Genomic DNA, 12753 nt, shown 5'->3' on the forward strand with positions numbered 1-12753 from the left:
CGTGTGCGCCCTCAGCGGCCGTTGACGCTGTAACGCCCCGGCCCGAGCAGGGCCAGCGCGATCGCGGAGAACAGGAACATGCCCTGCAGTTCGAGCGCCCAACCGCCTTGTTGGTTGAGCTGGCCAAGCTGGCCGGTATGCGCGAGCGCGAAGGCGAAGAGCATGTTGACCGCGACGAGCAGCGCGCCGATGCGCGCATGGAATCCGGCGATCAGCATCAGCGGCCCGAGCACTTCGCCGAGCAGCACGCCGTAGCCGAGCACGCCGGGCAGGCCATGCGCTTCGACCATGCCGACGATGCCGCCCATGCCACCGCGCAACTTCGCGATGCCGTGCAGAAGGATCAGCAGGCCGAGCACGACGCGCAGGACCAGGCGCGCCAGATCGTTCTGGGTGTTCGTGTTCATCGTTCCCCCGTGGATGGAATGTCGGAACCGACCCCCAACGCCCCTGTCGGGATCGGCCGCATGCCGAGCATAGCCGCGGGCGCGCCCGATGTCGCATGCACCGGGCCCGACGGCGCGTGCGGGATCGCGGCCCCGTATCCAGGCCGGCGGATGGGCGCAATGCGGCGCGGCGCTAGCGCAGCGGCAGCTTCAATTCGCGGCCGTTCCAGTCGAGCAGCACGCCATCGGGGAGGATGTCCGCCACGACCACCGCGCCGAGGCGGTCGCCGACGCGCAGGCGCGTGCCGTCGATGATGACGAAGCGTTGCGCCGACACGTCGTTCCACATGTGCATGCTGAGTTTCAGCGGCGGCAACTGCTTGCGTTCCTCGCTGCCCAGGTCGGAGACGCGTGGCGTCATGTCGATTGCGACGGGCGCCGGCGCGGGCATGGGCTTCGGCTCCAGGCGCGGCGGTGGCGCGGGCGTTGCCGCGACCGGTTCGGGTTTCGCAGGCGCGGGCGGCGCGACGACGATCGGCTTGCGCAGGGCGGGCGCGGGGCGCGGCGTCGCGTCCTCGGCGGCGGCGCGCACGGGTTGTTCGGCGACGGGCGCCTGCACGACGGGCGCCACTTCGATCGGCGCAGGCGCGCGGCCGCGCATCGCGAACCACGTCAGCAGCGCGGCGATCGCAAGACCACCGGCGATCCAGGGCCAGCGCTGCGGTGTCGTCGTGGCGATCGGCGTCGCCACCGCCGGTTCGGCCAACAGATCGGGTACCACCGCGCGGCGGCGTTCGGCCTCGGACTTGCGCAGCGCTTCGAGGATCAGCGACATCGGCGTTCAGTCCAGGGACGTGCGAAGGCGGGGGCCGGCGTCGCGCGCCGACAAGGCGAGCAAGGTTTCCGGCCCGATGACGCCATCGGCGGCCAGGCCGCGCGATTGCTGGAAGCTGCGCACGGCGTTGCGCATCGCGTCATCGAGAATCGCCGGGCCGGTGTAGTCGGGCAGGTGCGCATGCACCCAATCGACCGCGGGGCCGCGGCCATCGGCCGACGGCGCATCGACGAGCGTCTCCGGACCGCGCCACAACGCCGCGTACTCGCCGGTCCACGTGCGCTGCAACGCGACGCGGTCGATGTCGTACGTGTTCGCGCCGACCATCACCCGCGCGCGCACCGCGTCGGCGCCGAGCAGCAGCGCCCACGTGGAGGCCTTCTGCGTACGCAGGCGCAACAGCGCAGGCCGCCCTTGCGCGAACAACTTGTCGAGGCTTGCCGTACCGCGCAGGCAATACAGCCCGGCCTCGACCGCGGGCGGGCACGTCGCGGCCAGCGTCGCATCCGCCTTCGATTGCCATTGCGTCAGCAACGCTTGCCACGCCGATACATCGTCCGGTTCCATCGCCTGCACGCGCGCTGCGAGCGCATCGGCCGCGAGCACCGGGACCGGGACCGGCTTGAACGGCGATTGCGCGACGACGGGCTTCGACGGTTTCGCGACCGTGGTTTTCACCACCGGCGCCGCGCGTACGTCGGCAGGCGGGGTGCGCGGCCAGAAGAACCACGCCGCCGCGCCTGCGATCACGAGGCTCGCCGCGGCGGCCCAACGCAGCGGATGCGGTTCGTGCCGCTTCGGCGCCAGGGCCTCGCGCGCGGCACGATCGATGTCGGCCGCTTCGATCGTCGTTGCATCGTGCGCATAGCCGCCGAGCAACGCGCGCTCGGCGATCACGTTCACCAGGCGCGGCACGCCACCGGAATGTTTGTGGATGCGCGCGATGGCGCCGGCGGAAAATGGCGAATGCAAACCGCCCGCGATGCGGAATCGATGGCGCACGTACGCGCCGGTCTCGTTCGCATCCAACGGCATCAGGTGATAACGCGCGGTGATGCGTTGCGCGAGCTGGCGCATGTCGCCGCGCGCGAGGATCTCGCGCAGTTCCGGCTGGCCGAGCAGGATGATCTGCAGCAGCTTCTGCGTGTCGGTTTCCAGGTTGGTGAGCAGGCGCACTTGTTCGAGTGCGTCGACCGAGAGGTTCTGCGCCTCGTCGATGATCAACACGACGCGCAGGCCCTTGGCGTACGCATCGAGCAGGTAGCCGTTCAGCGCATCGACGAGCGCCTTGGTGCTGCCGCGCGCGTTGGCGATGTCGAGATGCAGTTCCTCGCACAGCGTTTCGAGCAGTTCGATCGCGGACAGGCGCGGATTGAGGACGAGCGCGACGCGGGTGTTCTCCGGCAGTTGTTCGAGCAGCAGCCGGCACAGCGTGGTCTTGCCGGTGCCCACTTCGCCGGTGAGCTGCACGAACCCGCCGCCGCCGCCCTGGCCGATGCCGAACAACAGGTGCGCGAGCGCGTCCCGGTGGCGCTCGCTGAGGAACACGAAGCGCGGGTCGGGCGTGATCGAGAACGGCGGTTCCCGCAGGGACCAATGCTCGAGGTACATGCGGCGCAGCGTGCCAGAAACCGGGGCGCGGTGCGCTATTCGGCGGCGCCCTTGTTCTCGGCGGCCGCCAGGACCTCGGGGTGCGACAGCGGCTTGGGCTTGCCCATCAACGGATGGATGAACACGGCCCCGAGGATGATGGCCACGCCCGCATAGAAGGCGGGGGTGAGCTCGCGTTGTTCGCCCAGCAGCAGGATCGCCAGCACGATGGCGTACACCGGCTCAAGGTTGACGGCCAATTGCTGCGCGAACGCGCTCATGTGCCGCAATGCCGCCAGCGACAGCGCGAAGGGCAGCAGCGTGCACGCCAGCGACAACGCGATCAGCAACCCGAGGTCGCGCATGCCCGGCACCGCGAACACGTCGCCGGAAAACGCACCGGCCGTGCCCGGGACCAGCGGCATCACCGGGATCAGCGCCGTGAGCGCGATCGCGCCCGCACCGAGTTCGAGCGTCGTGACGGTCAGCGGATCGCCGTGTTCGACGAGGCGCTTGTTGAGCGCGCCGAAAATGGCGACGAAGATCGCCGACAGCGCGCCCACCGCGATGCCCGCGCGCATCCCCGGCGGCACGCCGCCGACGACGAGCGCGACGCCGGGCAACACCGCGATGCCGAGCATCAAGTCGCGCTTGGAGAAGCGCGTGCGCGCGACCAGGGGTTCGATCATCGCGACGAACACCGTCGCCAGCGCGATGCACGTCGCGCCGACGGAGGCGTTCGACAACTTGATCGAGCCGTAGAAGGTCAGCCAGTGCAACGCGACCAGCACACCGATACCCGCATACGCGCCTCGCAGGCGCCAGGACATCGCGCGCAATCCGCGCCACACGCGCGGAACCAGCAACAACGCCACGACGACCAGCAACATGCGCCACCACACCAGCGGCAACGCGGGCAGCGTGATCGCTTTCCCGAGGATGGCGGTGAAGCCCCACAGGACGACGCACAGGTGGATCTGGAAGAACGCCTTCGAACGCGCGGCGCGCGCATCGGGCGTCAGGGCGGGAGACTCGGGCATGCGGCTATTATGCGTGGATGAGCGACGACTTCTTCGACTACCTGCACGAGTTGTTCTCGGACTTCGGGCCGATTTCCACGCGCGCGATGTTCGGCGGCCACGGCGTGTATTTCGACGGGCGGATCATCGGCATCGTCATCGACGACGCGCTCTACCTGAAGGCGGACGACGAGACGAAGCCCGCGTTCGAAGCTGCCGGGTGCGCCCCGTTCGTCTACGAATCGCGCGGCAAGGTCGTGCCGATGTCGTACTGGTCCTTGCCGGCCGATGCGATGGATTCGCCGCAGGCGTTCACGCCCTGGGCGCGCCGCGCGAACGAGGCGGCGCTGCGCAAGCCCATCAAACCGGCACGAAAAAAGCGCGCGCGTTAGTCGACCGGCGCCGACAGCAACCAGTCGACGAACACCTGCGCCGCCGGCCGCAGCCTTCGGTGCGACGGATACACGACGTGGTAGCCCCAGCGCGCGGACATGCGCGGGCCCGGGAGTTCGACCAGGCGTCCATCGCGGAGGTAGGGCACGACGACGTGTTCGCGCGCGAGCGCGGCGCCGATCCCGACCACCGCCGCCTGCAGCGCATCGGTGGTGTCGCTGAAACTGTAATGCTCGTTGAGCGCGGCGCCGTGGACGCCGGCGAAGCGGAACCAGTCGTGCCAGCCTTGCCGCGCGTGGTCGAGGATCAGCGGCACGTGCGCAATGTCCGCCGGCGCCTTGATCGTCTCGAAGGCGGCCATGCGCGGCGAGGCGACGGGGAACAGCGTCTCGTCCATCAGCCGATGGGACGACAGGCCGCTCCAATGCCCGGGCCCGTGGCGGATGCCGAGGTCGGGGCCGCCTTCGTCGAAGCGCGTCAACGCGGTTTCGGTATCGAACGCCAGCCGGATGCGCGGATGCTTCGCGGCGAAATCGGGCAGGCGCGGCAGCAACCAGGTGTAGGCCAGCGAGTGCAGGGTGGTGATGCGGACGCGGTGTTCCTCGTCGCGGTCGCCGCGCAGGGTGCGCAGGGCACCTTCCATGTCGGCCAGCGCGCTGCCCGAGGCGTCGGCGAGGCGGCGGCCTTCCGCCGTGAGCGTCACCCCGCGGGCGTGCCTCTGGAACAGCGAGACGCCCAGCCGCGATTCGAGCTTGCGGACGTGGTGGCTGACCGCGCTGGCGGTGAGGTTCAGTTCCTCGGCGGCGTGGGCGAAGTTCTGGTGGCGGGCGGCCGATTCGAAGGCGGACAGGGCAGGGAGCCAATCGGGGCGCAGGACCATGGCGAGCCTCAAATCTGGTTTGTGTCTGGCGCTGAAAGTATGCGCTTGTCATGGGGTTGCGCGCCCGGACAATGGCCTGCCTGACAAGAGCCCCTTTTGAGGCTGCCCCGGATGAACACGCTCGCGTCCTCCCCCGTTTTCGAAGCGCGCACCACGCCGGCCTGGATCACCCCCGCGGAGATCGGCCTGCTCGGTGCTGTCTGGGGCGCCTCCTTTCTCTTCATGCGCGTGGCCGCGCCCGAGTTCGGCGCCGCGGCGCTGGTCGACGTGCGCCTCGCGCTCGGTGCGCTCGTGCTGCTGCCGTTCCTGTGGCGCGCGCGGGCGCAGTTTCCGCTGCGCATCTGGCCGAAGCTGGCGCTGATCGGCGCGATCAACTCGGCCGTGCCGTTCGTGTTGTTCGCGTGGGCCGCGCAACGTTCGCCCGCCGGCGTGGGCGCGATCTGCAACTCGATGACGGTCCTGTTCACCGCGCTGGTCGGGTTCCTGTTCTTCCGCGAGAAGATCAGCTTGCGCCGCACGATGGCCTTGCTCGTCGGGTTCGCGGGCGTTGTCGTGCTGGCGAGCGGCAAGACCGAAGGTGCGAGCATCGGCTGGGCAGTGGCGGCCGGCACGGGCGCGGCGGTGCTGTACGGATTCGGCATCAACCTCGTGCGTCGCCACGTCACCGGGTTGCCGGCGGCCGCGGTGGCGGCTTCCACGCTGGGCACGTCGGCGTTGCTGATGCTGCCCTTCGCGATCGCGCAATGGCCGGACCACGCGATCTCCGCGAAGGCGTGGGGCGCGGCGGCCGCGCTCGGCGTGATGTGCACCGGCTTCGCGTTCGTCTTCTACTACCGCCTCATCGCCCGCGTCGGGCCGGCGCGCGCGGCGACGACCACGTATCTCGTGCCGCTGTTCGCCGTGCTGTGGGCGTGGATGCTGCTGGGCGAAGCGGTGACGGCGACGATGTTGCTGTCGGGTGCGTTGATCCTGGGCAGCGTCGCCTTCAGCCAGAAGGCGAAGTAACGCCCGTCATTCCCGCGAAGGCGGGGGCCCGGGCCGACGCAACAACACGATCGCGAATCCGGCGACCACCGCCGCACCGACGACCAGTAACGCCCACAACAGCCACTGCTTCCAGTCTTCCGGCGTCGTCGGCCGTTCCAGCGCCGCATCGCCTGCGAGTTCCTTCGCCTCGCCGAGCGTGGCGCGCATCGGCTGCCACGACTCCCCCTTCGACGCGCGCATCGCGTCGACCAGGCTCGGCAACGGTGCATCGCCGCGCGCTGCCCGCGCACTGCCCGCGACCAGCGAATAGGGCGGCGTGCCCTGCGCGAGGAACACCACGACCTCCGGCCGATACCCGAGCTTCAACGCCGGCGGCGCGGACGGCGTTCCGGTTTGCGCAACGAGCCGCCAATGGCGATCGCGCACCGGCGCACCGCCGATCGATGCCGGCGCCGATGCGGTCGCGCCATCGCGCGCGCCGACGCGGAACGCGACCCACGGTCCTGCGCGCCACGTCCACGGCGCATCATCGTCGTCGCGGCTTTCCAGGCGCCATTCCACGGCCGCGTTGCCGCCGGCGATGACATCCGCGCGCTCGACGGGAAAGCGTCCCGGCGATTCGAATTCATAGGCGACCTTGCCGTGGTCGCGGCCGTCGCGGGCTTGCGGGAGGGTTTCCCACGCCCACGTCTGTTCGCTCTCGGGCATGCCGATGCGCGCGCGCACCGCGTCGAATGCGAACGCGTCGTCGCCGAGCGGCACCAGGCGCACGTACTTCACGGCCATGCCGAGCGGTACGTCGTTCTTCGCCAGGCGGCTGCCGGCCTGCTGCAGGTCCAGCAACTGCAAGCGCGGATGCAGCGTGCGCCACACCTGCAGGTCGTCGCTGGTTTCCACGCGGAAGGCGGCCTGCACGTCGGCGTTCATCGCGAAATCGAAAATCAGCGCTTCCACGCCGTCCGGCCAGCGGCTCAGGTCGAACAGGAAGGCGCGCGGCGCCGCACCGTTCGGCGGCGAGGCCTGCGCTTCGAGCGACAGGATCCGGCCTGTGGTGTCGCGGCGCGCGATCAACGCCAGCCCGCCATCGTCCTCGCCGCGCGGTGCGCGCACGACGAACCACGGCACGGCCGCGAACCGCGGCGGCGACGCCAGCGGCGCATCGGGCCCGAACACATCGGCCGCGACCGCGTTGCCCTTCGCATCGACGACATCGATATCGCGCAACGACGGCGAAGCGATCGCGCGATAGACGTTGCCGTCCAGCTCGACGCGATACGCGCCCGCGTCCGCATCCGGCAACGCGATCGACCATTCGCGCGCGTAATCCGTGCGCACCTGTGCGACGGCGAGCGCCGGCAGCAACGCGATCAATCCGACCCAACGCCTCATGCCGTGGCCTCCGAAGCCGGTTCGCGCGGCGGCGCCGGCGCGAAGTAACCCACCACCGTGCACAACAGGCCGAAGGCGATGAACGACGCGATGCCCAGGCCGTTGCCGAGATTGTGGCGGTCGACGACGAGCAGCTTGAGCAACACCACCGCCATCAGCAAAGCGCCGGCCAGCCACAAGGTGCGTTGACCGCGTTTGGAACCCAGCACCCAGCCGATCACGCCGAGGATGCTCCATGTCACGGTGAGCGACGTCTGCGCCAGGCTCGTGCCGATCAGATGCGCATCCCACGCGATGCCGCCCCAATGATGCACCGCGTGGAGCACGACGGAGGTGATCCACGCGAAGCCCGCGAGCGCCGTCATCAGCACGCGCACGCGATTGAGCCATTCGGGCGCGGTGCCGTAGGCGCACCAATGCCACAGCAACGCGATGGTCGCCAGCTGCACGATCTCCATCGGATTGACCACGGGGACCCACGGCAGCGGGTGGCTGCCGCCGGGCAATCCGAGGCTCACGACCCACAGGGCTGCCAGCGCGAGGAACACCAGGCCCGGCAGCAGCGTCATCATGTCGTCGAAGCGTTCGCGCAACGGCACGGCGAGCCATTCCCAATGCCACTCCGCGATGGTCGCCATCGCGAGCCACGGCAACGCGATGGCCGCCACGCCCCAGCCTTGCGCGAGATGCAGCACGTCGTCGATCAGCCAGTACAAGATCAGCGATGCGACGAACGGCCACACCAGCCACCACAGCAACTGCGCCCAGGGCGCGAGGCGATGTTCGCCCGTGCGCAGGCACTGCAGGCTGCGGATGCCGAGGACCGCATAACCAAGCCACGCGAGCGCGCCAGCGTCGCCGAACGGATGATCGTGCGTGATGGTCTGCAACAACGACAACGGGAAGGCCGCGAGGATCGCGAACAGCGAGGTGAGGATCAGCAGCGTGGTCGGGCGGCGGCGATGTGCTTCGGCCGCGATCCACCCCGTGGCCGCGTATGCGACGAGCAGCAGGTCGGGCTCGCTGTCGCCCGGTGCGAACTCCAGGATCTCGCGCGTGATCGCGACCAACCACCAGGCCAGGCCCCACGCGTAGTACACGGCGAACTGCGGGATCGAATCGGCGCGGCGATACACCCACGCGGTCGCCAACGCACCGACGGCGACGATCAGCAGGCTCATGAACTGCGCGTTCGCGATCGGCGTGCCGGTGACGACCGCCGTGTGGTCGAAGCCGATCACGCATGCACCGGCCGCGATCGCATGCAGCGCGAACGCCGCCAACTGCCGCACGATCCGCTGCTGTCGCACACCAAGCCACGCGAGCGCCGCGCCTTCGAGCGCGAACACGCTGGCGGTCGCGCGCGCCGACAACGCGAGCGGGACGGCGAGCGTGGCGAAACCCACCGCCAGCAGCGCGTACCCATCGCCGAGCACGCGGTTGGCGCCGCGGCGGAACACGATCAATGCCAGCACCGCGTAGATCGCCGCGAGCCCCAGCGCGTTGAACGCCAACGGCATGCGCGCGCCGTGCAGCAGCCCGGCCTGGATCGCGAAGCAGACCAGGGGCGTCGCGAACACGAGCGTGCCGTCGACGTAATCGCGCCGCTCCATCGGCTGGCGCATCGCGTGCACCAGCGGAATCAGCAGGTAGAAGGCGAAGAACAGCAGGAGGAAGGGTTCGGTCGTGCCGAATTTTTCGGGCGCGTAGTCCATCACGCCCCACGCGCCGCCGATGCCGAAGGTGAAGAGGAACCCCAGCAGGTTCAGCACGCGCCACGACTTCCACCACGCGATGGCGAAGATCGTCGCGTTGAGCACCGCGTAGTACGAGAACAACGCGACGTGGTTGCCGCTGCCCGTCGACAACCACAGCGGCGCGAGGAAACCGGCGAGCACGGCGAAGAAGGCCAGCGCCTTCGCATCCTGCAACACCGCGAGCACGCCTGCGCCGAACACCAGCACGATGCTGATCGCGAACGCCACGCCCACCGGCATCAACCCGTACAACTTGAAGGCGGCGAAGACCACCATCAGCAGGATGCCGATCGCGCCGCCCTGCAGGCTCAGCGCGAATGCGCGGTTGGACTCGCGCTTGCGCCATGCGAACACGAGCGCCGCGAGCGCCACGGCAGCGACGCCGGCCAGGCGCAATTCGATCGGCGCATTGAGCCAGCCCTGGTCCGTCGCGTACTTCAACAAGGCGGCCACGCCCGCGAACAACACGAGCACGCCGATCTTCACGGGCACGTTGCCTTCGGTGAACCAGCGCTTGATCTTCTCGATGCCCTGGCTGACGACATCGGGTTCGCGCGGCAGGGTGGGGCGCGGCGGCGCGGGTTGCGGCGGCGGCATCGGTGCGCCGGGCGTGGTTTCCATCGACGGCCCGTCGACATCGAACACCGCGCGGGTGGGCGAAGGCGGGGCAGGCACGGGGCGAGGAGGCGGAGGCGCGGCTTCGCGCGGCGCGGGCGTGGGGGCCGCCTCGGCTTGGGCTTGCGCGGGCGGTGCGCCGCGCTGCGCCAGCATCTCGCGCAGCCGCTGCAGCTCCCGTTCCAGCGCGGCCAGGCGCTTGGTCGCGTTGCCGTTGTTCGTCAACGCGATGATGGCCAGGACGAGCGCGGCCAACCCCAGCAGATTCTCCACGGACATCCCCTTGCCCTGGACGGACCCGCGCATTCGATCAGCGCGCAGGCCGAATGGCAAATCTCAGGGGTCGCCCAGCAGCTCGATCAGCGTGGTGGCCGCGGCGGGGTTGCGTTCCTTGTCCGCGTTGATGAAGAACACGAAGACGTCGCGATGCACGGCCTTCGGCGACGGCCCGCCCAGGCGCGGCAGGTCCTTCGGCTCGCCGCCCCCGGCCCAGAGGCGCGCGCGCTCGGCCCACGCGACCAATTCGGGGCGCGCATAACCGGTGGTGATTTTCGAGCGCGCGCGCATCAGCCGTGCGTAGACGAAATCCGCGGTGATGTCGGCGAAGGACGGCCACTCCGTCGAATCGGTGAAGACGAGCGCGACGTTCTTCCTGCGGGCCAGATCGACGAGCGTCGTGTCGACCGATGTCGCATCGCGCACCTCGAGCGCATGCCGCAGCGGGCGACCATCGACCGACATCGGCAAGCCGTCGACGAAGCGCGCGAAATCCTCGCGATCCAGATTGCGCTCGAATTGCCAGGCAATCGCACCGAGCTTCGCGCCGAGTGTCGCGATGCCGCCGACGAACGCCTCGACCTGCCCGAGCGTGTTCGCCAATGCCTTCGCCTGCACGATGCGCATCGGCGCCTTCGCGGTGAAGACGAACCCGTCCGGCGTTTCGTCGCGCCATCGCGCGTAGGTGTCGGGTTTCTGCGCGCTGTAGTACGTACCGTTGATCTCGATGGCGCTCAGGCGGCGGCTGGCGTATTCCAGTTCGCGGCGCTGCACCAGGCCTTCGGGGAAGAAGGTCTCCCGCCATGGCGCGTAGGTCCATCCGCCGACGCCCACGCGGATGCCGTCGATCGCGCCCGGGGGCGTGAGCCCGAGGTCCGCATCCTTCGCGCGCGGGGTGGCCATGGGATGAGGGTAGCGCGGCATGACGACCGGGGCATCGACGCGGCCTCCACGCTGCGGGAGACTCGTCGCTTCACGTTTCCCCGGATCCGCCATGACCCTGATCACCCGCTCGACCCTCTGCCTCGCCCTGGCCACCGCGCTCGCGCTGCCGACCTTGGCGCATGCGCAGGCCGCCGCCGCGCGTCCCGCGGCCGCCGCGACTGCCGAAGATCCACGCCTGGCCGGGTTCGACGCGCACGTGCAGGCGGTGATGAAGCAGTTCGAGGTGCCCGGCATCGCCGTGGCGATCGTCGAGGACGGGCGCATCGTCTACGAACGTGGCTTCGGTCCCCGCGAAGTCGGCAAGCCGGCACCGATCGACGAGCACACGATGTTCGCCATCGCTTCCAACACCAAGGCGTTCACATCCACCGCGCTGTCCATGCTCGCCGACGAAGGCAAGCTCTCGCTCGACGACCGCGTGATCGACCACCTGCCGTGGTTCCGCATGAGCGACGCGTACGTCACGCGCGAGATGCGCATCAAGGATCTTCTCGCGCATCGCAGCGGCCTCACCCTCGGCGCCGGCGACCTGCTGTACTGGCCCACCACGACGTACACCACCGAAGAAGTCGCGCGTCGCCTGAAGGACGTGCCGCTCGGCGGCTCGTTCCGCGGTCAGTATGCGTACGACAACATCCTGTTCGGCGTCGCGCAGTTGGTGATCGAGCAAGCCAGCGGCATGAAGTACGAAGACTTCCTGCGCCAGCGCATCTTCGCGCCGCTGGGCATGAACGAAACACGCTTCAACAGCGATCGCCTGAAGGCGAGCGACAACGTCGCCACCGGTTACGCACTGGCCGACTTCAAGGACCTGCAGCCGGCGCCGCGCATGACGTGGCACAACGTGTCGGGCGCGGGCGGCATCTATTCCAGCGTCCACGACCTGAGCAAGTGGATGAACATGCACCTGGCCGGCGGCACCTACACCGACGCCAAGGGCAACGCGCACCAGCTCGTCAGCAAGAAGCGCCAGCAAGGCATGTGGACGATCGTCACGCCGATCCCGGTGAACGATCCGTCGGTCCCCGAACTCAAGCCCGGCAAGCCGAACTTCCTCGGCTACGGCGAAGGCTGGCAGCTGTCCGATTACAGCGGCAACAAGCTGGTGTGGCACACCGGCGGTTGGCCCGGCATGGTCTCGCGCCTCACGCTCGTGCCCGACAGGAAGATCGGCGTGATCGTACTCACCAGCCAGGAAGTCGGCGCGGCGTTCAACGCCGTGACGATGCAGGCGCTCGATGCGATGCTGCAAACGCCGAAGCACGATTGGCTCGATGCGTACACCAAGGCCGTGGCCAAGTCGAAGGCCAAGGCCGACGAAGACATGGACAAGCACAACGCCGCGCGCGATGCGAACGCGAAGCCGTCGTTGCCGATCGCTGCCTACGCCGGCACGTATCGCGATCCGTGGTACGGCGACATCGACATCAAGAACGAAGGCGGCAAGCTGGTGATGCGTTTCACGAAGACGCCGGAACTGGTCGGCGACATGGCGCCGTGGCAGCATGACACCTTTGTCGTCCGCTGGCGCCAGCGCTGGTTGAACGCCGATGCGTTCGTGAACTTCCAGCTCGATCCCGACGGCAAGATCCAGGAAGTGCGAATGGACCCGATGTCGCCGCTGACGGACTTCAGTTTCGACTTCCAGGATCTGCGCCTGAAGCCCGTCGAGAAGGAATGA

11 protein-coding genes are annotated in these 12753 nt (G+C 69.0%); 3 read left to right on the forward strand and 8 right to left on the reverse strand.

The genetic code is table 11. The annotated features are described in order from the left end of the window. Positions 1-11: 11 nt before the first annotated feature. From LF41_RS05745 to LF41_RS05760, 4 genes are all read right to left on the reverse strand, one after another. Complete coding sequence (locus tag LF41_RS05745; RefSeq protein ID WP_036167186.1) at positions 12-407, reverse strand: DoxX family protein; 396 nt, start codon at positions 405-407, stop codon at positions 12-14. Between the two features lie 172 nt (positions 408-579). Then, a complete protein-coding gene (locus LF41_RS17265) occupies positions 580-1221 on the reverse strand; it encodes a general secretion pathway protein GspB (protein WP_036167190.1) in 642 nt (213 codons plus the stop codon). A gap of 6 nt (positions 1222-1227) precedes the next feature. Next, on the reverse strand, positions 1228-2832 hold the full coding sequence (locus LF41_RS05755; RefSeq protein ID WP_036167192.1) for an ExeA family protein: 1605 nt from the start codon (positions 2830-2832) through the stop codon (positions 1228-1230). A gap of 35 nt (positions 2833-2867) precedes the next feature. Continuing rightward, complete coding sequence (locus LF41_RS05760) at positions 2868-3851, reverse strand: DMT family transporter (RefSeq protein ID WP_036167194.1); 984 nt, start codon at positions 3849-3851, stop codon at positions 2868-2870. Between the two features lie 17 nt (positions 3852-3868). Here LF41_RS05760 and LF41_RS05765 point away from each other — a divergent pair, with 17 nt between their 5' ends. Further along, positions 3869-4222: a TfoX/Sxy family protein gene (locus LF41_RS05765; protein WP_052116181.1), complete on the forward strand. Its 354-nt coding sequence runs from the start codon at positions 3869-3871 to the stop codon at positions 4220-4222. Here the strand turns inward: LF41_RS05765 and LF41_RS05770 are convergent. Further along, positions 4219-5103: a LysR substrate-binding domain-containing protein gene (locus tag LF41_RS05770; protein ID WP_036167197.1), complete on the reverse strand. Its 885-nt coding sequence runs from the start codon at positions 5101-5103 to the stop codon at positions 4219-4221. The genes LF41_RS05765 and LF41_RS05770 overlap by 4 nt on opposite strands. A 111-nt stretch (positions 5104-5214) precedes the next feature. Between LF41_RS05770 and LF41_RS05775 the strand changes: the two genes are divergently transcribed. Further along, positions 5215-6108 (forward strand): DMT family transporter, encoded by an 894-nt coding sequence (locus tag LF41_RS05775; protein WP_052116182.1) that lies wholly within the window; start codon positions 5215-5217, stop codon positions 6106-6108. A 6-nt stretch (positions 6109-6114) separates the two neighbouring features. Here LF41_RS05775 and LF41_RS05780 read toward each other — a convergent pair whose 3' ends face one another. The 3 genes from LF41_RS05780 to LF41_RS05790 are packed head-to-tail and all read right to left on the reverse strand — an operon-like array spanning position 6115 to position 11030. Then, on the reverse strand, positions 6115-7479 hold the full coding sequence (locus LF41_RS05780) for a DUF3999 domain-containing protein (protein ID WP_036167203.1): 1365 nt from the start codon (positions 7477-7479) through the stop codon (positions 6115-6117). Then, on the reverse strand, positions 7476-10157 hold the full coding sequence (locus LF41_RS05785; protein WP_237577655.1) for a DUF2339 domain-containing protein: 2682 nt from the start codon (positions 10155-10157) through the stop codon (positions 7476-7478). The genes LF41_RS05780 and LF41_RS05785 overlap by 4 nt, the downstream gene beginning before the upstream one ends. A gap of 30 nt (positions 10158-10187) precedes the next feature. Then, complete coding sequence (locus LF41_RS05790; protein WP_036167205.1) at positions 10188-11030, reverse strand: DUF72 domain-containing protein; 843 nt, start codon at positions 11028-11030, stop codon at positions 10188-10190. Positions 11031-11121: 91 nt separating this feature from the next. Between LF41_RS05790 and LF41_RS05795 the strand changes: the two genes are divergently transcribed. Continuing rightward, a complete protein-coding gene (locus tag LF41_RS05795; RefSeq protein ID WP_084073416.1) occupies positions 11122-12753 on the forward strand; it encodes a serine hydrolase in 1632 nt (543 codons plus the stop codon).

Source organism: Lysobacter dokdonensis DS-58 (genome assembly GCF_000770795.1).
GTDB lineage: Bacteria > Pseudomonadota > Gammaproteobacteria > Xanthomonadales > Xanthomonadaceae > Noviluteimonas > Noviluteimonas dokdonensis.